The organism is Pseudonocardia sp. ZF1 (assembly GCF_056835605.1).
This window is the reverse complement of the sequence record NZ_JAJNBY010000001.1, coordinates 3,077,400-3,098,862: the sequence shown is the minus strand read 5'-3', so window position 1 is coordinate 3,098,862 and position 21,463 is coordinate 3,077,400. Positions and strand designations below refer to the sequence as shown.

23 protein-coding genes are annotated in these 21,463 nt (G+C 76.0%); 10 read left to right on the top strand and 13 right to left on the bottom strand.

Features of this window, described 5'->3' with window-relative positions:
- Nucleotides 1-101 precede the first annotated feature (101 nt).
- Genes pip through ZF1_RS15025 form a run of 4 tightly spaced genes read right to left on the bottom strand, consistent with a single transcriptional unit; the run spans nt 102 to nt 2,893 of the window.
- A complete protein-coding gene (gene pip / locus ZF1_RS15040) occupies nt 102-1,064 on the bottom strand; it encodes a prolyl aminopeptidase (RefSeq protein WP_482637571.1) in 963 nt (320 codons plus the stop codon).
- 2 nt (nt 1,065-1,066) lie between these two features.
- Nucleotides 1,067-2,086 (bottom strand): site-specific integrase, encoded by a 1,020-nt coding sequence (locus ZF1_RS15035; RefSeq protein ID WP_208820836.1) that lies wholly within the window; start codon nt 2,084-2,086, stop codon nt 1,067-1,069.
- Between the two features lie 4 nt (nt 2,087-2,090).
- Nucleotides 2,091-2,762 (bottom strand): class I SAM-dependent DNA methyltransferase, encoded by a 672-nt coding sequence (locus ZF1_RS15030; RefSeq protein ID WP_482637570.1) that lies wholly within the window; start codon nt 2,760-2,762, stop codon nt 2,091-2,093.
- Between the two features lie 2 nt (nt 2,763-2,764).
- On the bottom strand, nt 2,765-2,893 hold the full coding sequence (locus ZF1_RS15025; protein ID WP_482637569.1) for a hypothetical protein: 129 nt from the start codon (nt 2,891-2,893) through the stop codon (nt 2,765-2,767).
- Between the two features lie 185 nt (nt 2,894-3,078).
- Here ZF1_RS15025 and ZF1_RS15020 point away from each other — a divergent pair, with 185 nt between their 5' ends.
- Together ZF1_RS15020 and ZF1_RS15015 are read left to right on the top strand one after the other, a co-directional pair.
- Complete coding sequence (locus tag ZF1_RS15020) at nt 3,079-3,378, top strand: hypothetical protein (RefSeq protein WP_405416945.1); 300 nt, start codon at nt 3,079-3,081, stop codon at nt 3,376-3,378.
- A gap of 768 nt (nt 3,379-4,146) precedes the next feature.
- Nucleotides 4,147-5,190, top strand: a complete 1,044-nt coding sequence (locus tag ZF1_RS15015; RefSeq protein WP_482637568.1) for a response regulator receiver protein — start codon at nt 4,147-4,149, stop codon at nt 5,188-5,190.
- Nucleotides 5,191-5,310: 120 nt separating this feature from the next.
- On the opposite strand, the gene ZF1_RS15010 is transcribed toward ZF1_RS15015, so the two are convergent.
- A complete protein-coding gene (locus ZF1_RS15010; protein WP_482637567.1) occupies nt 5,311-6,900 on the bottom strand; it encodes an alpha/beta hydrolase in 1,590 nt (529 codons plus the stop codon).
- 142 nt (nt 6,901-7,042) lie between these two features.
- Between ZF1_RS15010 and ZF1_RS15005 the strand changes: the two genes are divergently transcribed.
- Nucleotides 7,043-8,194: a sensor histidine kinase gene (locus ZF1_RS15005; RefSeq protein ID WP_482637566.1), complete on the top strand. Its 1,152-nt coding sequence runs from the start codon at nt 7,043-7,045 to the stop codon at nt 8,192-8,194.
- Nucleotides 8,191-8,865 carry a response regulator gene (locus ZF1_RS15000; RefSeq protein ID WP_308215788.1) on the top strand — a complete coding sequence of 225 codons (675 nt, stop codon included), beginning with the start codon at nt 8,191-8,193 and terminating at the stop codon, nt 8,863-8,865. The genes ZF1_RS15005 and ZF1_RS15000 overlap by 4 nt, the downstream gene beginning before the upstream one ends.
- Before the next feature lie 7 nt (nt 8,866-8,872).
- Here the strand turns inward: ZF1_RS15000 and ZF1_RS14995 are convergent, their stop codons facing one another.
- Nucleotides 8,873-9,667, bottom strand: coding sequence for a potassium channel family protein (locus ZF1_RS14995; RefSeq protein WP_482637565.1), 795 nt, complete (start codon nt 9,665-9,667; stop codon nt 8,873-8,875).
- Nucleotides 9,668-9,676: 9 nt separating this feature from the next.
- Nucleotides 9,677-10,882 carry an FAD-binding protein gene (locus ZF1_RS14990; protein ID WP_482637564.1) on the bottom strand — a complete coding sequence of 402 codons (1,206 nt, stop codon included), beginning with the start codon at nt 10,880-10,882 and terminating at the stop codon, nt 9,677-9,679.
- Nucleotides 10,883-10,953: 71 nt separating this feature from the next.
- Between ZF1_RS14990 and ZF1_RS14985 the strand changes: the two genes are divergently transcribed.
- Nucleotides 10,954-11,838: a LysR family transcriptional regulator gene (locus ZF1_RS14985; protein ID WP_482637563.1), complete on the top strand. Its 885-nt coding sequence runs from the start codon at nt 10,954-10,956 to the stop codon at nt 11,836-11,838.
- Between the two features lie 15 nt (nt 11,839-11,853).
- Here ZF1_RS14985 and ZF1_RS14980 read toward each other — a convergent pair whose 3' ends face one another.
- Nucleotides 11,854-12,648 carry a hypothetical protein gene (locus ZF1_RS14980; RefSeq protein WP_224402445.1) on the bottom strand — a complete coding sequence of 265 codons (795 nt, stop codon included), beginning with the start codon at nt 12,646-12,648 and terminating at the stop codon, nt 11,854-11,856.
- Nucleotides 12,649-12,793: 145 nt separating this feature from the next.
- Between ZF1_RS14980 and ZF1_RS14975 the strand changes: the two genes are divergently transcribed.
- The 3 genes from ZF1_RS14975 (at nt 12,794) to ZF1_RS14965 (ending at nt 15,534) form a co-directional block, all read left to right on the top strand.
- Nucleotides 12,794-13,633, top strand: coding sequence for a DUF3097 domain-containing protein (locus tag ZF1_RS14975; protein WP_251782453.1), 840 nt, complete (start codon nt 12,794-12,796; stop codon nt 13,631-13,633).
- 112 nt (nt 13,634-13,745) lie between these two features.
- On the top strand, nt 13,746-14,195 hold the full coding sequence (locus ZF1_RS14970) for an NfeD family protein (RefSeq protein ID WP_405416957.1): 450 nt from the start codon (nt 13,746-13,748) through the stop codon (nt 14,193-14,195).
- A gap of 88 nt (nt 14,196-14,283) precedes the next feature.
- Nucleotides 14,284-15,534 (top strand): SPFH domain-containing protein, encoded by a 1,251-nt coding sequence (locus ZF1_RS14965; protein ID WP_405416958.1) that lies wholly within the window; start codon nt 14,284-14,286, stop codon nt 15,532-15,534.
- A 161-nt stretch (nt 15,535-15,695) separates the two neighbouring features.
- Here ZF1_RS14965 and ZF1_RS14960 read toward each other — a convergent pair whose 3' ends face one another.
- The 5 genes from ZF1_RS14960 to ZF1_RS14940 all read right to left on the bottom strand — a co-directional run bounded on the left by ZF1_RS14960 (nt 15,696) and on the right by ZF1_RS14940 (nt 19,321).
- Nucleotides 15,696-16,439, bottom strand: a complete 744-nt coding sequence (locus ZF1_RS14960; protein ID WP_208820854.1) for an energy-coupling factor ABC transporter ATP-binding protein — start codon at nt 16,437-16,439, stop codon at nt 15,696-15,698.
- A complete protein-coding gene (gene cbiQ / locus ZF1_RS14955; protein ID WP_482637562.1) occupies nt 16,436-17,200 on the bottom strand; it encodes a cobalt ECF transporter T component CbiQ in 765 nt (254 codons plus the stop codon). The genes ZF1_RS14960 and cbiQ overlap by 4 nt, the downstream gene beginning before the upstream one ends.
- The gene (locus ZF1_RS14950) at nt 17,200-17,550 is read right to left on the bottom strand and encodes a PDGLE domain-containing protein (protein ID WP_405416960.1); all 351 of its coding nucleotides are present in this window, start codon (nt 17,548-17,550) and stop codon (nt 17,200-17,202) included. Before ZF1_RS14950 ends, cbiQ begins: the two co-directional genes overlap by 1 nt.
- Nucleotides 17,547-18,260 carry an energy-coupling factor ABC transporter permease gene (locus ZF1_RS14945; RefSeq protein WP_174525502.1) on the bottom strand — a complete coding sequence of 238 codons (714 nt, stop codon included), beginning with the start codon at nt 18,258-18,260 and terminating at the stop codon, nt 17,547-17,549. Before ZF1_RS14945 ends, ZF1_RS14950 begins: the two co-directional genes overlap by 4 nt.
- A gap of 188 nt (nt 18,261-18,448) precedes the next feature.
- Nucleotides 18,449-19,321, bottom strand: coding sequence for a glycosyltransferase family 2 protein (locus tag ZF1_RS14940; protein ID WP_482637561.1), 873 nt, complete (start codon nt 19,319-19,321; stop codon nt 18,449-18,451).
- A 567-nt stretch (nt 19,322-19,888) separates the two neighbouring features.
- Here ZF1_RS14940 and ZF1_RS14935 point away from each other — a divergent pair.
- Nucleotides 19,889-20,977: a glycosyltransferase family 2 protein gene (locus tag ZF1_RS14935; RefSeq protein WP_482637560.1), complete on the top strand. Its 1,089-nt coding sequence runs from the start codon at nt 19,889-19,891 to the stop codon at nt 20,975-20,977.
- Nucleotides 20,978-21,077: 100 nt separating this feature from the next.
- Nucleotides 21,078-21,455, top strand: coding sequence for a hypothetical protein (locus ZF1_RS14930; RefSeq protein WP_062395221.1), 378 nt, complete (start codon nt 21,078-21,080; stop codon nt 21,453-21,455).
- Nucleotides 21,456-21,463: the final 8 nt, after the last annotated feature.

Sequence of the window (21,463 nt, the reverse complement as noted above, 5' to 3'; positions counted from 1 at the left end):
GACGACAACCGAACCGCCAGGACCGGGAGGGGCCGGCACCGCCCGGGAAGGTCCGGTGGCCCGTGCCGGCGACCGGTGTGCGGTCCGGTACGGCCCGCGGGTCAGCGGGGTCGGTCGGCGGCCCGGTCGAGCGCGTCGACGACGGCGTCGGTGAACGCCCCGGCGCCGCCGTGCCCGGCGTCGTCGATGATCCGCAGCTCGCTGCCCGGCCAGCGCCGGTGCAGGTCCCAGGCGATGTCCGGAGGGCCGGAGACGTCGTACCGGCCGTGGACCAGGGTTCCGGGGATCCCGGCGAGCCGGGTCACGCCGCGGAGCAGGGCGTCGTGGGGGAGGAACGCGGCGTGCCGCCAGTAGTGCGTGACCAGCCGGGCGAAGACGAGCCGGAACGCCGGGTCCTCGTAGCGTCGGCTCGGCCGGTGGCCCGGTGCGAGGGAGACGTGGGTGTCCTCCCAGCGGCACCACTCGTGGGCGGCGTCCTCACGTACGGCCGGGTCGGGGTCGGCGAGCAGGGTCGCGTAGGCGTCCACGAGGCGGATGCCACGCAGGTGAGAGGGCACGGCGCCGGCGAAGCGGTCCCACGCGGCGGGGAAGATCCGGCGCATGTCCTCGGTGATCCAGCGGACCTCCAGCTCGGTCGTCGTGGTGACCGCGGCGAGGACGAGCGCGTCGACGCGCCGCCGGTGGGCCTGGGCGTAGGCGAGGGCGAGGGTGCTGCCCCAGGAGCCGCCCCGCACGACCCAGGAGGGGACGGCCAGCAGCTCGCGGAGCCGCTCGATGTCGTCGACGAGCAGCTGTGTGGTCTGGGTGCGCCCCAGGTCGACGGCGGGGTCGGAGGCGAGCGGCCTGCTGCGGCCGCAGCCGCGCTGGTCGAGCAGCACGATCCGGTACCGCTCGGGGTCGTAGTACCGGCGGGCCCCGGCCGAGGCACCCGAACCGGGGCCGCCGTGCAGGTCCAGCGCGGGTCGCCCGTCGGGGTTGCCGCAGGTCTCCCAGTGGAGGGTCTGGCCGTCGTCTGTGGTGAGGGTGCCGGCGTCGTAGGGCTCGATCGGCGGGTGGACGGGCACGGCTACAGACCTGCCAGCAGGGCGGCGGAGTTGTCCTCCCAGGCGTTGTCGATGCGGATGTAGGCGCCGACGGTGGCCAGGGAGCGGTGCCGGGTCTGGTGGGCGATGGCCCGGTCGGAGGCGCCGCGCTGGTGGGCGTAGGTGACGTGGCCCGCGCGCAGGGAGTGCGCCGACCAGGGGCCGGGGCCGATGTCGGCACGGGCCACCGCGCGCTGGACGATCTCGTTGACCGACTCCGGGTGCAGCGGCCGGTCGGTCACCCGGTTGCCGCGGGTGACCTTGCGCAGCACCGGGCCCTCGGTGATCCCGGCTGCGTCGAGCCAGGTCCGCAGCGCGGTGACCGGGCAGCGCGCGGCCCGGTGCGCGTGCGGGAGGACGACGAGCTCGGGCTCGGTGCCGTACGGGTTGGTCTTGGACCGGGGGATCGACAGGACGCGGCCGCGCGGGTGGTCGGCGACGTCGGCGACGGTGAGCGCGGCCAGCTCGGAGCGGCGCAGCGCGGAGAAGAACCCGACCAGCAGCAGGGCCCGGTCGCGCAGGCCGGCGAGGTCGTCCTCACCCGGGCGGGTCGCGTAGCTGCGGGTGGTGGGACAGGCGTCGACGACGTCGTCGAGGTCGGGGGGCATCAGCGGCCGGGCCTGGACCGGCGGGGCACCGTGGGTGCGGCGGATGCCTTCCCAGACGGCGGTGACGCGGCGGGCGTCGGTGGGATCGGGCAGGTCGCGCATGACGTGCACGAACCGGATCGAGGAGAGCCGGCGGCTGATGGTCCCGACCTTCGCCCCGGCCCCGGCGAGCTCGGTGATGTAGCCGGACAGCGCCTCGGGGGCGGCGGGCAGCGCCTCGTGCCCGTGCCGGGCGCACCAGCCGCTGAACTCCCGCCAGTCCGAGGCGTAGCCGCGACGGGTGTTGGCCGACCGGGCGGCCGCGACGTAGGCGGCCTCCTGCTCGGTCAGTGGGAGGTCCACCTGCGGCGCGAGCAGCTCGGCGCCGGGGACGCCGGTGGGGGCGGGGTCGGTCACGGGGTCATCCTGCCGGTCCCGGTGCCCGCGCCACGATCACCACGCCCGGGCCGGTCCGCTCGTCGGGGTGCAGGAGGAGCTCGGCCTCGGGGTGCAGCCCGGCCCGCCCGAGGAGGTCGCGCAGCTGCTCGGGCCGCCACAGGTGGGTGGTCCAGCGGACGGGCACCCCGCCGTAGCACTCGGTGCGTTCGAGCTCGCCGTCGCCGACGTGGGTCGCCAGGATCAGCCGCCCACCGGGGGCGAGGGCGCGGGTGAAGGAGGCCAGGACGTACGGCAGGACGTCGCGGGGCAGGTGGAACAGCGACCACCAGCCCAGGACCCCGGCGAGCGAGGCGTCGGGGACCGCGAGCTCGGTGGCCGAGCCGACCGAGAACCGGCAGTGCGGGTACAGCCGCCGGGCGTGGGCGACCATGGCGGGGGAGAGGTCCATCCCGGACGCGTCGACGCCGCGCTCCACGAGGTGGGCGGTGACCTGCCCCGGCCCGCAGCCGACGTCGAGGACCGGCCCGCGGCCCACGACGGCATCGGCGAAGATGTCCATGGCGGCCCGGAGCCAGGGGTGGGTGCGGACGTCACCGAGGCCGGTGGTGACGACCATGTCGACGTAGTTGTCGGCGACGCGGTCGTAGGAGTCGCGGACGGCGTCGAGGTCGGCGGGGCGCGGGACCGGGGACACGGTCAGTGCACGACCGCGGCGACGAGGAGCAGTGCGACGGCCAACGCCGCCGTCAGCACCCGGCCCTGCCGGGTCTGCGGGCGCAGTCCCCACCCGACCCGCTTCGGCCCGAACCACGGTGACCTGCCCATTGCCGCTCCTCCCGCCCGCTTCCCGGCCAGGCTATCGCCGGTGATCGGGGCCCGGGGCCGCGCGGCCACGCTCGACCGTTCACGGCGGCGGCGTGGCGGGACGACCTGGGAGGGCTCCCGACGCCGATGCCCGAGGATCCGCAGCACTGCCGCAGGACCCGGTGGGATGGCGGCAGCCGACACCGATGTCCAGCAATGAGGAGGATCTCGTGGTGAACAGAAGGCAGTCCATCCGTCGGACGGCGACCCTCGCCGTCGCATCCGTGGCGAGCGTCGGCGCGCTCGGCTTCGCCGGTGCCGGCGTGGCTCAGGCCGGCGAGCACATCACGTCCGTGGGCACGTTCCAGAGCAGATCGGCATACGAGTCGGCGATCGCTTCCTTCACTGCGACCCCGGTCGGGGGGAAGTACGTCTGCGCCTCGAACGGCAACCCGGCGTCGCAGGCCGAGCCGACGTACACCGCCTACTACCACTACTGGGACTGATCGACGCAATCCCGCCTGCGACGCGGTGCCGGGGTCACATTCCCCAGAGGGATCGTGTCCCCGGGTCGTCGCGTGGACAACCGCACGGGCCGGAGCGTGTTCGACGTGAAGGTCGATCGGGTCGCGCCCGGACGGCGTCTCCGGGCGCTGCCTGCCCCCCGGCAGGCGCTGGAGGCGCCGGCCCGTCAGCAGGTCCCGCGGTGGACGACACGACCCCGCTCGCGGTCGGGGCGGTCACGGCGCCGGTCGAGCGGGTCGGGCGGTGCCGGGTCGTGGCGCACCGCCGGGGTGGCGGCATCGCCGTCGCGGCCGCGGCGGCCACGCTCGTGCTCGTCGGGCCGCACGGCCTGCCCGACGACGGGGGACCGGGCGGGGTCCCTCGCGTCCGGGGACTTCCTCGACCGGCCCCGTCGGATCGGCAGCTCCGGGCCCGGGTGGCCGCCCTACGTCGGGGGAGCGGCCGGGCCCGTCGAGCGCCTGGACCTGCCCGCCGCCGGCCGGGCGGGACGGCCACATGCCGGATGACGGCACGAACAGCGACGTGGTCGCGGGGTGGCCCGGCGCCTCCGTGCCGGCCCGACCGCACACCGCCCCGGCGGTCCCGCTCCACCACGGTTCCCCGCAGGCTCCCGCGCCCCGGCGACGGTCGGTACACCCGTGGGACTGAAACCCGGGATTCTCTGCATTATCCCGTGTTGTACAAGTTCAGATCAACAAACCTGAAACCAGGTATCAGTTCGTATAACCGGAACCGCTAGCATGGTCGGCGTGACGGACACGGTGGTGCGGTGCGGATACAGCCGGTGCCGGGCGGAGCTGCCCCCGCCCGGGCCGCAGGGCGGCCGTCCGCGGTCGTTCTGCCGGGACACCCGGTGGGAGCAGGGGCGGACGTGCGCGCAGATGGCCCGCGCCGAGCGGGAGGCCCTCGGTGCTCTCGGCCTCGACACCGGGACCGGGGCGTTCGCGCTCGACGCGGACCGGCTCCGCGAGCACGTCGGCGCGCTCGCCGGGCCGGTGGCCGAGCTGTCCGGGGCGCTGGCCGCTGTGCTGGACCGGCTCGACGAGATCGAGCGCGACGCCCTGGCCGCCACCGAGGCAGCCCGCGCGGGCGCCGCCGAGTCCGACGCCGCCCGTCGGCAGGCCGACACCGCCCGGGAGACGGCCGAGCACCGGGCCCGTGAGGCGGACCGGGCCGCGACCGAGGCCCGGCAGGAGCGGGCGGAGGCGGTGACCCGGGCCGAGGAGGCCGCCGCCACCGCCCTCGGGGCGACCGAGGCCCTCGGTGCGGCGCGGCAGCAGGCCGCCGACGCCGTCGCCGCCCGGGACGCCGCCGTCGCCGACGCCCGCGAGGCCCGGGACACCGCCGCGACCGCCATCCGGGACCGGGAGGCCGCGGTGCTCGCCGCCCGGACCGCCGAGCACGAGCGCGATGCCGCCCTCGCCCGCGCCGACGCCGCCACCCGCGACCGGGACCGCCTGGACGCCGACCTGACGGCGCTGCGGGCCGACCACGCCGCGGTCGTCGCCGACCGGGCGGGTCTGGTCGAGACCGTCGTCGAGCAGCGCAGCCGGCTCGCCGCGCAGCGCGACCTGCTGACCGAGGCCCGCGCCGTCGCCGACGGGCTGCGCGCGCAGCACGAGAGCGCCCGCACGGCGGCCGAGGAGCTGACCCGCCGGCTCGACGACACCCGCCGGGAGCGGGACGGGCTCGCCGCGGAACGGGACCGGCTGCGTGCCGCGGCACCGGAGCCGGGCCCGGCCCGGATGCACCCCGACGACCTCGCGGCCCTCGCGGCCGCGGTGCGGGGGTGAGGCCCGGCGGCCGGCGACCGGGACGGCCGGGCTGCTGGAACTGACCACCGCGCCGGAGCTCGCGACCGGGGTGACGGTGCTGGTGCCGGCCCTGTTCGCCGTGCTCACGCACGGCTGACCTCAGCCGCCCGGGACCGTCCCGGGACGGGTGGTGGCCCGCGGCGGTGTGCACACGGTGCCCGCCGCCGGCAGCGTGGTGTCGAGCAGCGTGGCCTCCACCGCGGCGTCGACGCAGGGGTCGGTGCCGTACGAGCCGTGCCCGACACCCTCGCGGGTCAGCAGGACCGCCCGGTCCAGGGTGTCGGCCGTCCGCTCCGCCCAGGTGTGGGGCGTGACCGGGTCGAGCCGGCCGCCGACCACCAACGCCGGCGGGGCGCCCGCGCCGGTCAGCGGCGCGGTGACCCGGTCGGTGTTCGGCGCGGGCCACACCGCACAGGCCAGCGCGCTGTAGGCGGCGCGGGTGCCGATCCGCGGTGCGTGCTCGACCGCCCGCTCGGCGGCCGCGGTGTGCGCGCCGACGTCGGCCGGGGTGCTCCAGTCCGCGCAGCGCACCGCGGTGTGCTGCTCCTGCGTCGCGGTCGGGACACCGAACGGCGAGACCGTCAGGGTGCGGTACAGCAGGTGGGCGAGGGTGCCGTCGCCCTGCTGCGCGGTCGCCAGCGCCGTCGTCAGCACCGGCCAGAGGGCGCGGTCGCCCGCCGCGCCGCGGGCGGTCTCCAGCAGCATGGCGCCGTCGACGACGCCGGCCGGGGCGAGACCCTCCACCGCCCGGGCCGGGGCGGGACGGCGTTCCAGACCGGCGACGAGCGCGTCGAACGCGGCGGCCGGGTCGCCGTCGCCGAACGGGCAGACCGCGGCACCTTCCGTGCGGCAGGTGTCGAACCAGGCGTCGAGGGTCCGCTCGCTCGCGACGGCGACCTCGTCGAGGAACTCCAGGGAGTCCCCGGTCCACAACGTGGTGTCGACGGGCGCGTCGAGGACCATCTGCCGGACCCGGTCCGGGAACAGGGTGGCGTACATCGGGCCGACGACGGTGCCGTAGGAGATGCCGTAGTAGGTGATCGTCTCCTCGCCGAGCGCGGTGCGGAGCCGGTCCAGGTCGCGGGCGACGTTGTCGGTGGACAGGCTCGCCAGGAACGCCGGGGTCCGGTGCGCCGCGCAGCCCTCGGCCAGCGCCCTCGCCTCGGCGAGCAGGGTCGGCAGCGGGGCGCCGCCGGGGACGGCGGGGTCGGCGGCGGTGCTCGCGGCGGCCGTGGCGCGCTCGGCGTCGGTGCGGCAGCGCACCGCCGACGAGGCGCCGACGCCGCGCGGGTCCATCGCGACGACGTCGAAGCGCGCCAGCACCTCCGGCCCGAACGTGCCCGGCGACCCCGGGGTGGCGGGCATCGCGCGCAGCGTGTCGGTCGCGGCGACCCCGGGGCCGCCCGGGTTGAAGAACAGGGTGCCGATCCGGCGCTGGGGATCGGTGGCACGGTGCCGCATCACCGCGAGGGAGACCCGGGGGCCGTCGGCGTCGGTGTACTCCTGGGGGACCTCGAGGGTGCCGCACTCCAGGCCGGGGCCGCACGCGCTCCAGGTGACCGGGTCGGGTGGCGGGACCGCGGGCGCGGACGGCACGGCGGGTGCGGCGGCGGCACAGCCGGTCGGGGTCAGGGCGACCACGGCCGCGAGGACGGCGAGCGGCCGGAGGAGTCGGTGCAGGGCGTGCATGCGGTGGAGTCTGGGGAGGCCGTCCGGCCGTCCGGATCCGTCCGGGGGAGAGTTCTGCCCGCCGGGGTCCGTCCGAAGGATGAGCGCGTCCGGGTCGTGGGACGGAGGCGTCCGCGCCGGTACGGGTCCTAGCCTCGGCGGCATGACCGATGTCGCGGCGTACCGGCGGTGGGTCGTCGACGGCCTGGTGGTCGTGGTGACGGCCCTGATCGGGCTGCTCATGGCCCGGTTGCGGGTGGTGTCGTCGCCGGGCGGACCCGAGCTGCTGCTGGGTGTCGACGTCGCGGCGGGGATGCTGGCCTGCGTCGCGCTCTGGTGGCGGCGCCGGTACCCGCTGCCGGTGGCCGTGGGCGTCGTCGTGCTGTGCACGTTCTCCGAGGTCGCGTCCGTCCCGGGGCTGGTCGCGCTGTTCGCGGTCGCCGCCCGCTGCCCGGCCCGGGTCTCGGCCGCGGTGTTCCTGGGCAGCTTCGCGTCGTTCGCGGTGTACTACTCCTGGCGGCCCGCGCCGGAGGCCCCGCTGTGGCTGCTGGTCGGGGCGCTGGTGGCGGGACACGCGGCGGTGTTCGGCTGGGGGCTGCTCGCGCGCAGCCGCCGGCTGCTGGTCGAGTCGCTGCGCGAGCGGGCCGCGATGGCCGAGTCCGCCGCGGCGCTGCGGGCCGAGCGCACCGCGCACGAGGCGCGGGAGGCGCTGGCCCGGGAGATGCACGACGTGCTCGGGCACCGGCTGTCGCTGCTCAGCGTGCACGCGGGGGCGCTGGCGTTCCACCGCGACGCGCCGGCGGAGGAGACCGCGCGGGCCGCCGAGGTCGTGCGGGCGAACGCCCACCGCGCCCTGCAGGACCTGCGGGAGGTCATCGGGGTGCTCCGGGCGCCGGTGGGGGAGCTGCCGCTGCCCGGGATCACCGACGTCGGCGAGCTGCTCGAGGAGACCCGCCGGACCGGGACCGCGGTCGTCCTGCACGACGGGCCCGGCGTCACCACCGGGGAGCACCCGGTGCCCGAGACCGCGGGGCGCACCGCCTACCGGCTGGTGCAGGAGGCCCTCACCAACGCGCGCACGTACGCGCCGGGTGCCCCGGTCACGGTGACGGTGACCGGCGGGGCCGGGGACGGGCTCGTCGTCGAGGTGGCGAACCCGGCACCGGCCCGGCCCGCCCGCGCCGACCGGCCGGGGGCCGGGCAGGGGCTGCGGGGGCTGGCCGAGCGGGCGACGCTCGTCGGGGGCCGGCTGGACCACGGCCCGACCCCGGACGGCGGGTGGCGGACCGGGATGCGGCTACCGTGGCCGTCGTGACCGCCTCCGACCCCGTCGCGGTGCTCATCGTCGACGACGACCCGGTCGTCCGCTTCGGACTGTCGATGATGCTGCGCGGCGCCGACGGCCTGACCGTCGTCGCCGAGGCCGGGGACGGGGCCGAGGGGGTCGCGCTGGCCGAGCGGCACCGGCCCGACGTCGTGCTGATGGACATCCGGATGCCGGGCACCGACGGGCTCACCGCCACCGAGACGCTGCGCCGCCGCCCCGGCGCGCCGCAGGTCGTCGTGCTCACCACCTTCGACGCCGACGCCCACGTGCTGCGCGCGCTGCGGGCCGGCGCCGCCGGGTTCCTGCTGAAGGACACCCCGCCCGACGAGCTCGTGCTCGCCGTCCGGCACGCCGCCGCGGGGCGTCCGGTGCTCTCGCCGGAGGTGACCCGCCGGCTCATCGACCGGGTCGCCGAGACCGACCGGGACAGCACCCGGGCCGCGGCCCGGCGACGGCTGGAGCGCCTCGCCGAGCGGGAGCGCACCATCGCCCTCGATCTCGGCGCGGGCCGGTCCAACGCCGAGATCGCCGCCCGTCACCACATCAGCGTGGCGACGGTGAAGACCCATGTCTCGGCGATCCTGACCAAGCTGGACCTGAACAACCGGGTCCAGGTGGCGCTGCTGGTGCACGACGCCGGGTTGTCCCCGCCGGTCTGACCCGGTGTCAGCCGGGCGGCTGCCCGGGGGCCGCCTCCAGCTCGTCGAGGCGGGAGCGCAGCCGGCGGAGCTCGGCGAGGAGCTCGGCCCAGGTGGCCGGGTCGGGGGTGCCCGGCCCGGCGGGGTCGGGCTCGTCGTGGCGGGCGGCCTCGGTACGGGACCGTTGGATCTGCTCGGTGAACCAGCTGGCGATGGTCGCGGTCACGGTGCCCAGCACGGCGATCCCGGCGATCATCAGGCCGGCCGCGACCAGCCTGCCCTCGGTCGTCACCGGGTAGCGGTCGCCGTAGCCGACGGTCGTGATCGTGGTCAGGACCCACCACAGGGCGTCGGCGAAGGTCGTGATCGTTGCGTCGGGCACGTCGCGTTCGGCCTCGTAGACGCCGAGCGCGGCGACGAACCCCAGCAGCGACACGGTGACGACGAGGTAGGCGCTGACCCGGCCGCGCAGGTCGTCCCGCAGCGTCCGGGTCAGCACCGACACCGCGCCGACCAGCCGGACCAGGCGCAGGAACCGCAGGAACGGGGCGAGCAGGACCAGGACGTCGAGGGGGTTGTCGAGCAGGAACCGCCACCGGTCGCGGGCCAGCCACAGCCGGATCGCGACGTCGGCGACGAACACCGCCCACAGCACCCACAGGAGGGTCTCCAGGGCCCGCCACGCCGGCGACCCGGGGCGGGTCAGCAGCACCTCGCAGGCGTAGAGCAGCAGGAACCCGGCGGAGAGCGCCGTCAGACCGACATCGGTCCGTGCTTCCCACGCTCGCAGGCGTGGTTCCGGTCGGGGCGCGGCACTTGTCATGGGCGGAGACTACGAGGCCGGGACACCGCGGTGCGGCCCGAAACGGAACGCCGGGTGCGACCGCTCGCGGGTCGCGCGGGCGGCGAACCCGTCCAGGACGTGGTCGACCTCCCGCCAGGCGACCTGCGTGGGCACGGCGTCGTCGCCGAACGGGGCCAGGACGTTCACGCAGTACGCGGTGTCGCGGCCGTGGACGGTGTCGGCGACGGCCGGGGCCCGCCCGGCCCTGCCGCCCAGGTGCCGGATCCCGGTGACGACCATCGGACCGGTGCGGGAGACGACCCGCTCGAGGCCGTCGCGGTCGAGCCCGTCGACCAGCACGTCGTCGCCGAGGTAGGCGTGCGGGAACTCCGGCTCGGCGTACACCCGGGCCGACGCGCGCGGGTCCAGCGGGGCGACGGTGTCGTCGTCCCAGGCGACGGCGGCGCGCAGCGGCGCGAGCAGCGCGTCGGTCCGGCCGGGTCCGCCGGTGCCGACGACCCCGACCCGCAGGACGCGACGTCCGCGCAGGGGGGCGGGCAGGAACGGCAGGTCCGGGTAGGGGACGACGGACACCCCGGAGGTGACGTCGTCGGGCAGGGCCGAGGTCCAGTCCGCCCAGGCGTGCAGTGCGGCCGGGTCGCCGGGGGTGTCCGCGTCGCCGAGGACGCGCACGAGCCCGCCGCCGACCAGGCCGTCGGAGCCGAGCAGCCCGACGACGACCGCGGTGACGACGTCGCCGTCGTCGGGGCCCGTGCCGCGCAGCCGGGCGAAGTAGCGGGGGTCCGACGCCGCGGACACCCGGACGGTGCCGCCGGCGCGGGCGAGCTCGACGGCGTGGACGTGGTCGGCGGCCCAGCCGTCGGCGCGGACGGCGAGGCCGAGCCCGCCGCCGGACAGGTACCCGACGACGCCGACCGACGGTGCGCTGCCGTGCGGCGGGCGCAGGCCGTGCGGCGCGGCCGCGGCGACGACGTCGCCCCAGGTCGCGCCGGCCCCGGCGCGGGCGGTGCGCGCGACCGGGTCGACCGTCACCTCCGCCATCGGCGCGGTGTCGATCAGCAGGCCGCCGTTGCACGGGCGGCGCAGGCCGTGCCCGGTGGCGTGCACGGTGACGGCGAGGCCGTCGTGGCCGGCCCGGGCCAGCGCGGCGACGACGTCGTCCGCGCCGGTGACGGTCACGACGGCCGAGGGGCGGTGGGTGATGCCGGTCTGGAAGCTCCGCGTGCTGGTCATGGCTCCGAGCCTGGGCCCGCCCGCGGCAGAAGTCGAAGAGATGGATCGTCTACCGGTTAGCATCGCTGCTTATGGAACTGCGACACCTGCGCTACCTCGTCGCGGTCGTCGACTCCGGGACCGTCACCGCGGCCGCCGCGGCGCTGCACGTCGCGCAGCCCGGGGTGAGCGCGCAGCTGCGGCAGCTGGAACGCGAGCTCGGCGCGCCCCTGGTCGAACGCGGCCCGCGCGCGGTCACGCCCACCGAGGCCGGGCTGGCGGTGCTGCCGCACGCCCGCGCCGCGCTCGCCGCCGTGGAGGACGCCCGCGACGCCGTCGCCGCGCTGCGCGGGCTGCTGCGCGGCCGGGTCGCGGTCGGCATGGCCACGTCGTTGCCCGACACCGTGCTCGCCGACCCGGTCGGGGCCTTCGCCGCCGCACACCCGCAGCTGGAGGTGACGCTGCGGGAGGGGACCACCGACGAGCTGGTCGACGAGCTGCGGGCCGGGCGGCTCGACGTCGCCGTGCTGGGGTTCCCGCACGCCCCGCCCGACGGCCTCGACGGACGGGTGCTGGTCGAGTCCCCCCTGGTCGCGGCGGTCGCCGCGGACGACCCGTTCGCCGGACAGGCCGCGGTGACCCTGGACGAGCTCGCGGCCCGGCCGCTGATCTGCCTGCCCCGCGGGCACGGTCTGCGGGCCGCGCTGGACGCGGCACTGGCGGCCCGGTCGCTCACCGCCCGGGTGGGGTTCGAGTCCGGCGCGATGACATTGCTGCTGCGCCTGGCCGCGCGCGGGGCGGGGGTGGCGGTGGTCCCGGAACCCGCGCTCGGCGCGGCCGGGGTGGCGGCCCTGGCCCGGCCGCCGGTCGCGGTGCCGATCACCCCGGAGATCCGGACGCGGCTGCACCTGGTCTGGCGCTCGGGCGGGCCCGGCGGACCGGCGGCGCGGGCGCTGCTGGAGTCGCTGCTCCGGTGACGCCCGGCGCGGGCATCAGCGGGGGACCGACACCAGGACCCGGACGGCCTCGGCGACCGCGGCGCGCCGGGCGACCCGCACCGCGGTGGCGATGGGGCGCAGCGCGTCGGAGCGGGCGACGGCCGCCGACGCCGACAGCGCGCCGCCGGGCTCGTCGCCGGAGGCGGCGGACAGGATCGCGTCCACCTCGTCGGCCTGCTGCAGCACCCGCAGCGCCTGCGGGGGCATCCCGCCGGGCCACAGCGCCTGCGGGCGGCGGCGCAGCCAGGCCGCGATCTCCTCGCGCACGCCGGGCCGGTGCCGGGCCACGCCCAGGTCGGTCAGCGCCGCGGCGGCGGCCCGCACCTGGCCGCGCAGCTCCCGTTCGGCCTCGTTCAGCGCCACGTACTCGGGGACCGGGCCGGGGTCGGCGACGGCGTGCGCGGTCCAGCGGACCACCCCGTCGGCGATCGGTGACGGCACGACGCCGAACCCGGCGTCGGCGAAGAGCACGCCCTCGCCCGCGGTGATCGCGGCGTCGGAGAACGGGCCCGGGCCGGGCAGGCCGCGCACGTCCCCGGGGGCCGGCAGCACCAGCCGGGCCTGTCCGCGCGGGGCGCCGCGGCGGACGGCGGCCAGCAGCATCGCCGTCGAGGTCGGCGCCGACCCGGGGCCGGGCAGTCCGGTCGCGGCGGCGGTGACGTCGTCGGCGGCGAGCACGTCGTGCGCCTCCGACCACGGCGCGAGCGCGTCGAGGACGTCGTCGGGTGCGGCGGACCCGGCCAGCCAGGCCGAGGCCCACACGGCGAAGGTCGTGGAGGCACAGGACACGGCGGTCAGGCTAACGGCCCGTCCGGCGTCGCACACCCGGCACGTGGGTGACACAGCGCTACGAGGGTCACGCTGTGCGTGACCACCGGAGTGTGGGCGTGTCGTGCCCCGGTCACCGACCGGCGTCGACCGATACTGGTTCACCATGAGCCGGACCCACGATTACCGGGGCATGTTCGACACCGCGGGCACCCGTGCGCCGCGGGAGAGCCGGGTGACCGAGGTCGCCGCCGAGCCGGGCCTGGTCGTCGAGGACCCGGCCAGCGGGTTCTGCGGTGCCGTGGTGACCGTCACCGGCTCGGAGGTGACGCTGGAGGACCGCTTCGGCGGCCGGCGGATCTTCCCGCTGCGCCCCGCCGGTTTCCTGTACGAGGGCCGCCCCGCGACGCTGGTGCGTCCGCGGGCCGCCCCCGCGGGCCGCACGTTGTCCGCGTCCGGCTCGGTGCACGTCGCGAACCTGAAGGCGCGCACCGCGCGCGCCGCCCGGATCTGGGTGGAGGGCCTGCACGACGCGACACTGGTCGAGCAGGTGTGGGGGCACGACCTGCGCGTCGAGGGCGTGGTCGTGGAGCCGCTGCACGGCGTCGACGACCTCGCCGCCGCGGTCCGTGACTTCGACCCGGGCCCGCACCGGCGCCTCGGCATCCTCGTCGACCACCTGGTGGAGGGCACCAAGGAGACCCGCCAGGCCCGCGAGGCCTACCGGGCGACCCGCGACGCGCAGCAGCACGTCCTGGTCACCGGCCACCCCTACGTCGACGTCTGGCAGGCCGTGAAGCCCTCGGTCGTCGGGATCCGCGAGTGGCCGGTGATCCCGCGCGGCACCGACTGGAAGACCGGGGTCTGCGCGGCGCTGCGGTGGGGCGAGCCCGCCGACGGTGCCCGCCGGGTGCTCGGCGCGGTCCGCAGCTACCGCGACCTGGAGACCCCGATGATCGGCGCGGTCGAGCGCCTCATCGACTTCGTCACCGCGGAGGGGGCCTGACCCCGACACCGGGGGCGGACTCCGGCACCGACCGGTAACGATCGGGCCAAGCGGTGCGGAGCATACCGACGAAACGCCGACAGGGAATCGGACATTCTGGCACCCTGGGGCGATGGATCCGGCACTGATCTGGCTGCTCATCGGTCTCGTACTGATCGGCAGCGAGGTCGTGTCCGGGGAGCTGTTCCTCGTCATGCTCGGCGGCGGCGCACTCGCCGCGGCGGCCGGGGCCGCACTCGGGTTGACGCTGCTCCCGGCAGCCGGGGTGGGCGGCGCCGTCGCGGTACTGCTGCTGCTGGCCGTGCGACCGGTGGCGAAACGCAGGCTGGCCGAGCACATGGGCACGTTCGAACGCCACCAGGACCGGTTCGTCGGCGCCTCCGCCGAGGTCGTGCAGCGCGTCGACGGCGAGCGCGGGCAGGTGCGGATCGGACACGAGGTGTGGTCGGCGCGGTCGATGGACGGGGTGGAGGTCCTCGAGGCCGGCGCCACCGTCACGATCCTGCAGGTGACCGGGGCGGCCGTGCTCGTCACCGGTCGGGGGGAGCTACCGCCGTCCTGACCGCCACCGCGGCGGGACGGCCACGACGCCCCGGGGACTCCGGGGCGACACGGGCGCCGGTTCTCCGGCGCGCAGGAGGGGAGAGCACATGGGCGCCGAGTTCATCATCGGCATCGTCCTGCTCGTGCTGGTCGTGACGATCGTCGTCAAGTCGGTCGTCATCGTCCCGCAGGAGTGGGCCTACATCATCGAGCGGCTGGGCCGCTACCACAGCATCCGGGAGGGCGGCCCCGCCATCCTGGTGCCGTTCGTCGACCGCACCCGCGAGCGGGTCGACCTGCGTGAGCAGGTCGTGTCGTTCCCGCCGCAGCCGGTCATCACGCAGGACAACCTGACCGTCAACATCGACACGGTCGTGTACTTCAAGGTCAACGACGCCAAGGCGGCGGTCTACGAGATCGCCAACTACATCGCCGGTGTCGAGCAGATCACCACCACGACGCTGCGCAACGTGGTCGGCGGCATGACGCTGGAGCAGACGCTGACCTCGCGCGACCGGATCAACACGGCGCTGCGCGGCGAGCTGGACGAGGCGACCGAGCGCTGGGGCATCCGGGTCGCCCGGGTCGAGATCAAGGCGATCGACCCGCCGCCCTCGATCCAGAACTCGATGGAACAGCAGATGAAGGCCGACCGCGAGAAGCGGGCCATGATCCTCACCGCGGAGGGCCAGCGGGAGTCGGCCATCCGCAGCGCCGAGGGCAACAAGCAGTCCCAGATCCTCACCGCGGAGGGCGCCAAGCAGGCCGCCATCCTCGCCGCCGAGGCCGAGCGGCAGTCGGAGATCCTGCGGGCGCAGGGCCGCCGGGCCGCGCTGTACCTCGAGGCGCAGGGTGAGTCGAAGGCGATCGAGAAGAAGTTCGCCGCGATCAAGGCCGGCAAGCCGACCCCGGAGCTGCTCGCCTACGAGTACCTGCAGACGCTGCCGCAGATGGCCGAGGGCGAGGCCAGCAAGCTGTGGGTCGTCCCGTCCGACTTCGGGAAGGCCCTGGAGGGCTTCACCCGGATGCTGGGTGCGCCCGGCGAGGACGGCGTCTTCCGCTACGAGCCCAGCCCCGACGACGGCACCGTCTCCCGGCCCGCCGAGGACGACGGCGTCGAGGACTGGTTCGACACCTCGTCCGACCCGGAGATCGCCAAGCAGGTCGCGGCGGCCACCGCGGCGGCCCAGCAGGAGGTCCCGCCGGTCGGCTCGGATGTCCCGCCGGTCCCCGGCACCGAGGCCGGCAACGGCGGCGGTGCGGCCCCGGCCCAGCTGGAGGCCTCCCGCGAGGTCCCCGGCATCGGATCCCCGGGCGCGGTGCAGGGCCACCCGAACGGCCAGGAACAGCGCGGCTGAGCCACCCCGGCCGCACGTCACCGTCGACGGTGACCGCACCGCCCCATCCGGTTCGCCGGGTGGGGCGGTGTCGTGTACGACGGCGTCCGGCCGGTCGTCGTCGGCGCACCGGCCGTGAGCCTGCCGGCGGTGCTCGGGCTGCGCCGCCGGGTGGGCCGGGATCAGGCGAGCACGAAGCCGTAGGGCAGCTCCAGGCGGTGCCGGGCGAGCAGCTCGGCGTCGGCCAGCAGGTCGCGGGTCGGCCCGTCGGCGACGACGGTGCCCCCGTCCAGCACGACGCTGCGCGGGCACAGCTGCAGCGCGTACGGCAGGTCGTGGGTGACCATGAGCATGGTCCGGCCCAGCCCCAGCAGCACCTCGGCCAGCTCGCGGCGGGCCACCGGGTCCAGGTTCGACGACGGCTCGTCGAGCACCAGGATCTCCGGGTCGCACGCCAGCACCGTGGCCAGCGCGACCCGGCGGCGCTGCCCGCCGGACAGGTGCAGCGGGGAACGGTCGGCGGCGTCGGCCATCCCCACCGCGGCCAGGGCCTCGTCGACCCGCTCGCGCAGCGCGGGCCCGCGCAGCCCGAAGTTCGCCGGGCCGAAGGCCACGTCCTCGGCGACGGTGGGCATGAACAGCTGGTCGTCGGGGTCCTGGAAGACGATCCCGACCCGGCGGCGGATCTCGCGCAGGTGCCGCTTCTCCACCCGGAGCCCGCCGACCTCGACGGTGCCCGCCGCGCCGTCCCCGCCGCCGAGGATCCCGTTGAGGTGCAGCACCAGGGTGGTCTTCCCGGCGCCGTTCGGGCCGAGCAGCGCGACCCGCTCGCCGGGGGCGATCGTCAGGTCGACGCCGAACAGCGCCTGGTGGCCGTCGGGGTAGGCGAAGGCGAGGTCGGTCAGCCGCAGCGACGGCGGGCTCATGCGGCCACCCAGCCGGAGCCGGCCAGCAGCACCGCGACCCCGGCGACGGTCAGCCCGGCCAGCCACTGCCGTGACGTGGTCGGGGCGTCGCCCGACGGCGGCATGGTGCCGGTCCAGCCGCGCGACAGCATCGCCAGGTGCACCCGCTCGCCGCGCTCGTAGGACCGTACGAACAGCGAGCCGATCCCGCGGGCGGTCGCCCCGGCCTGCCACAGGAACCGCGGGTCGTGGCCGCGGGAGATCCGGGACAGCCGCATCCGGCGGGCCTCGCCGGTGATCACGTCGGCGTAGCGCAGCATCAGGGTGGCGATCGTGGTGACGATCGCCGGGGCGTGCAGGCGCTGCAGGCCGACGAGCAGGTCGCGCATCGGCGTCGTCGCCGCGAGGGTCAGCGAGGTCAGGACGCCGAGGGTGCCCTTGACCAGGATGTTCCACGCCCCGAGCAGTCCCGGCTGGGACAGCGTGAGGCCGAGCCAGTCCAGCGTCGGCGCCGGGCCGGTGAACGGCAGCAGCACCGCGAGCACCACGAACGGCAGCTCGATCACCGAGCGCCGCAGGATCCAGCCCGGGCGCACCCCGGCCAGGGCCCACACCGCGGCCAGCAGCAGCGCGAACCCGCCGAACACCGCGAACGCCTCGCGCGGGGTCGCGACCACGCACACCACCACCAGCAGTGCCGAGACGATCTTCACCTCGGGGGGGAGCCGGTGGACGGGGGAGTCGCGGTGCAGGTACAGCGGGTGCGCGTGCCCGGCGCCCATCAGCCGTCCCGGCGGCGCAGCAGCAGGAACACCCCGCCCGCGACGACGACCGTCACCAGCACCCCGGCTACCCCGGCGACGCCGGTGGTGCCCTCGCCGCCCACGACCGAGTACCCGGCGAGCGGGCTCGACGCCATGGCGTGGTCGCTCTCGTGGATCGCGATGCAGGTGCCCTCCAGCCGCTCCTCGCCGTCCGGGGTCGCGACGGCGGTGCAGCCGTCCCGCGCGACGGTGTCCAGGCCGTCGGGGTCGGGGGAGGCGAAGGACGAGACCAGCCCGGCCACGACCAGGGACACGATCAGGAACCCGGCGAAGAACAGCAGCGGGCGACGGCGGGCGGTGGCGCTCATCGCGCACCCTCCTCGGAGGTCGAGCGGCGGGCCAGCGGGCGCCCGGTGCCGCGCAGCAGGTACACCAGGTCCGGCCGGGCGGCGGCCACCGCGCCCACGGTGGCCGCGGTGATCACGCCCTCACCGATGCCGATCAGCACGTGCAGCCCGCCCATCAGCGCGAACACCGTGCCGAGGGTGGCGCCGCCGGCGCCTCCGATCGCGTACTCCAGGACAAAGCCCATCGCCGCGACGACGGTGTTGAGCAGGGCCGCGACGAAGGCGACGGCGACCAGCCCGCCGCGGGACCGCACCGCGAACCGGCGCAGCGAGCGCGCCACCAGCCAGCCGACGACCACCCCGATCACGGCCATGTTCGTGATGTTGAGGCCCAGTGCGGTGATGCCGCCGTCGGCGAACAGCAGCGCCTGCACCACGAGCACGATCGAGATCGCGATCATGCCCACCCACGGGCCGACCAGGATCGCGACGAGCGCCCCGCCCAGCAGGTGCCCACTGGCCCCGGGAAGGATCGGGAAGTTGATCATCTGGACGGCGAAGACGAACGCCGTGACCAGCCCGGCCATCGGCGCGGTGCGGTCGTCGAGGTCCGCGCGGGCGCGCAGGACGGCCACCGTCAGCGCGATCACCGCGACGACGGCGAACAGCAGCGCCGTCGGGCCGTTCACCAGCCCGTCGCTCATGTGCATGGCGACCGCGTGCGTCTGCATCGCGCCCCCTCACCGGTCGGACCGGCCGCCACCCGGCCGGGTGAGGGGATTCAACGCGACGGCGGTGCTGCCGCAAAGGCCTGGCAGTAGATAGGCGCCTGCATGTCCCGGATGTCCGGTATCGACCCCGCCGATCGGAGAGTCCGGGACGCCGTCCGTCCGGACGGCGCGCGGTCGGGCGCCCGCGGTCAGAGGGCGTCGGCCGCCGCGGCCTCGTCGCGCTCGGCGATCAGCTTGTCGTCCTTGCGGGCGGCGATGCGCGAGACCCGGAACAGCGCCTTGCGCCGGGCCCGGCCCAGCGGCAGGGCGAGCCGGCCGATCCGCACGTCGATCGGGCGGACGTCGAACACCCCGGAGTCGCCCAGCTCGTCGAACAGCAGCTGCTGCTCCTCGGAGATCTGCTGCTCGAACTCCGAGGAGACCGAGCCGCGAGCGATCCGGAACGCGGCCAGGGTCTCCGGGACGCCGAGGAAGTCGCCGTACTGGAGCAGGCGCATCCAGAGGTCGAGGTCCATGATGAAGCGCCGCTCCGGGCGCCATCCGCCCGCCGTGACGAACTGCTCGCGCCGGAACAGGACGTTGCCCGGCTCGCCGATCGGGTTCGCGCCGTTGCGGATGACCCGCCGCGCGACCTCGCTGCCCGAGTGCAGCCCGACCAGGCCGCCGCCGAGGCCGCGGCGCGGGACGATGACCCGGCTCTGCTCGTCGATCATGTGCCGGCGCGAGGCCACCACCGACAGCGACGGGTCGTCGCGCATCGGCGGAACCTGCAGCTCCAGGCAGCGCGGGTGCAGCAGGTCGTCGGCGCAGACCAGCTTCACCAGCGGTGCGCGGCAGAGCTCGACGGCGCGGTTCCAGTTGTCGCCCTGCGGCAGTGTCTGCCGGTTGCGCTCGACCCGGATCCGCGGGTCGCGGAACGAGGTCGCGATCTCCCAGCTCGCGTCGGTGCTGCCGTTCTCCAGCACGACGAGCTCGAAGTCCCGCCAGGTCTGCTCCAGCACGCTGCGGATGGTCTCGGCGAGATAGGTCTCGCCGTTGTGGACCGGAATGCAGACGGACACGCTGGGCACAAAGCCGCCGGGCCTCATCGGGTACCTCGCAGGGGTGGAACGGATCGGACGAGCAGGCGGCGAGCCACGCTACCCGCCCCGGTCGGCGGGCCGGACGGCGGCGCGGACGAGCGACGTCCGACCGGGACCATCGGGACGGAACGGATACGCACCGTGATCGTCGGCCGGACGTCCCGCCGCTCGCCGCCCGACGATCACCGCTCGTCGGCCGGGGTCCCGGTGGGCCGGTCCCGCACCGCGGCGGCCCGGACGACGTCCGTAGTATCGGTCGTCGTGTTCGCGTGGTCGTTCCACGCCGCGGCGACGGAGTCCGGAGGCCTTGCGCCGTCCGGGCGACACCCGATGCGGTGCGGGTCACGTAACGCGACCGACGGCGCCGGAGATAAGCCGGATGACCCCCGTTGTGGGGTAACGGATCCGGTCGATGTCGGCATCGTCGTCACGACCGGACACGCACTGCTCGCCAACCGCGCGCCAGGACCGATCGATTCGGGGGAGAGACCGGTGAACAAGCGCCCTGACCACGGACCACGTCGTCCGAACCAACCGAGGGTGTCGGTGATCGTGCCGACCCGCAACGAGGCACGGAACCTCGAGGTGGTCCTGCCGGCCGTCGCGGCCGTGCGTCCCGCCGTGTACGAGGTGATCGTCGTCGACGGCGACTCCCGGGACGGCACCGTCGAGACCGCACGCCGTGTCCTGCCCGGCGTCCGGATCGTCCGCCAGACCCGCAAGGGCAAGGGCAATGCGATGGCCTGCGGTTTCGCCGCGGCCACCGGCGACGCCATCGTCATGTTCGACGCGGACGGCTCGGCCGACCCGCAGGAGATCCCGCGCTTCGTCGCCGCGCTCGTCGAGGGCGCCGACTTCGCGAAGGGCAGCCGGTTCACCAAGGGGGGCGGCAGCGACGACATCACGTTGCTCCGCAAGGGTGGCAACGCCGGTCTGAACCTGATCGCGAACACGCTGTTCGGGACCCGCTACAGCGACCTCTGCTACGGCTATAACGCCTTCTGGGCCGACATCCTGCCGCTGCTGGAGCTGCCCGCGGTCGACATGCCGCCGCACCCGGACGGCGGGATGTACTGGGGCGACGGGTTCGAGATCGAGACGGTCCTGAACTGCCGCGTCGCCGCCGCCGGTCTGTCGATCACCGAGGTCCCCTCGGTGGAGAAGGAGCGGATGTTCGGCGAGACGAACCTGCGCACCTTCGCCGACGGCACCCGCGTCCTGCGGACCCTCGCCGCCGAGCGGCGGCGGGCCGGTCGCGACGACCGGCCCGCCGCACCCGCCACGGCCGTCCCCGGCCCCGCCGCGGTGGTCCCGCCCGCCGGGCACCCGGCGGTGCCCGCCACCCCGGCCACGGCGCCGGTGCCGCCCGCGGTGCCGGACCGTGCCGTCCCGGCGGCGCAGCCGCAGCGCCCGGCCCCGCGGCCGCACGCCGACGCACCGGCCCCGCAGCGCCCGCAGCAGCAGCCGTCGCGCCCGGCCCCGCAGCCGCAGCCCGGGGCGGGCCGGCCCGCCCCGCAGCAGCCGGCCCCGTCGCCGGTCGCCCGCGAGCAGCGCCCCGTCGGCGCCGAGCGCGACGGGTCCGCCCGTCCCGAGCGGACCGGTGTGCGGTACGCATGGGGGGAAGAGGCGTCCTGAGCGCCCCGGGACCGGATCGGGCCGGTCCGTGCCCCACCGGCCCACGCCCCACGAGGGGCGTGGCGCCGGGAGAACCACCAGTGAAGAGGAGTGAGCCGCGGTGAGCGTGCAGTCCGCAGCCGAGCTGACCCGCGCGAGGACCGCGCGGCGGTACGTGGCGATCCTGCTCGTCGCCGCCGGCGTCATCGCCTGCGGCCTGAGCATCGCCGGGATCAGCGGGGGCGCGCTGGGCGAGTTCCGGCTGCTGGTCACCATCGGCTTCCTGCTGCTCGGCCCCGGCTGGGCCGCCGCGGGCTTCCTGCGCCGCGCGCCCGCCGCGCACGTCTGGCTGCTGACGCTGGGGGTCGGCACCGCCGTCACCCTGATCGGCGGCCAGCTCATGGTCAGCCTGGGGCTCTGGTACCCGAGCGTCGCCCTGTTCGTCGTCACGCTCCTGTCGGTCCCGTTCCTGCTGCGCCACGCCGTGGTGGCCCAGTGAGCGGGACC

Bases quoted from the DNA above. Each gene is read 5' to 3' on its own strand.
- ZF1_RS14990 (WP_482637564.1), bottom strand. From the start codon at position 10,882: ATGACCAGCACGCGGAGCTTCCAGACCGGCATCACCCACCGCCCCTCG.
- ZF1_RS15010 (WP_482637567.1), bottom strand. From the start codon at position 6,900: ATGCACGCCCTGCACCGACTCCTCCGGCCGCTCGCCGTCCTCGCGGCC.
- ZF1_RS14960 (WP_208820854.1), bottom strand. From the start codon at position 16,439: ATGAGCCCGCCGTCGCTGCGGCTGACCGACCTCGCCTTCGCCTACCCC.
- ZF1_RS15005 (WP_482637566.1), top strand. From the start codon at position 7,043: ATGACCGATGTCGCGGCGTACCGGCGGTGGGTCGTCGACGGCCTGGTG.
- ZF1_RS15020 (WP_405416945.1), top strand. From the start codon at position 3,079: ATGTCCAGCAATGAGGAGGATCTCGTGGTGAACAGAAGGCAGTCCATC.
- ZF1_RS14975 (WP_251782453.1), top strand. From the start codon at position 12,794: ATGAGCCGGACCCACGATTACCGGGGCATGTTCGACACCGCGGGCACC.
- ZF1_RS14985 (WP_482637563.1), top strand. From the start codon at position 10,954: ATGGAACTGCGACACCTGCGCTACCTCGTCGCGGTCGTCGACTCCGGG.
- ZF1_RS14950 (WP_405416960.1), bottom strand. From the start codon at position 17,550: ATGAGCGCCACCGCCCGCCGTCGCCCGCTGCTGTTCTTCGCCGGGTTC.
- cbiQ (WP_482637562.1), bottom strand. From the start codon at position 17,200: ATGGGCGCCGGGCACGCGCACCCGCTGTACCTGCACCGCGACTCCCCC.
- ZF1_RS14945 (WP_174525502.1), bottom strand. From the start codon at position 18,260: ATGCAGACGCACGCGGTCGCCATGCACATGAGCGACGGGCTGGTGAAC.
- ZF1_RS15025 (WP_482637569.1), bottom strand. From the start codon at position 2,893: ATGGGCAGGTCACCGTGGTTCGGGCCGAAGCGGGTCGGGTGGGGACTG.
- ZF1_RS14995 (WP_482637565.1), bottom strand. From the start codon at position 9,667: ATGACAAGTGCCGCGCCCCGACCGGAACCACGCCTGCGAGCGTGGGAA.
- ZF1_RS14970 (WP_405416957.1), top strand. From the start codon at position 13,746: ATGGATCCGGCACTGATCTGGCTGCTCATCGGTCTCGTACTGATCGGC.
- ZF1_RS14965 (WP_405416958.1), top strand. From the start codon at position 14,284: ATGGGCGCCGAGTTCATCATCGGCATCGTCCTGCTCGTGCTGGTCGTG.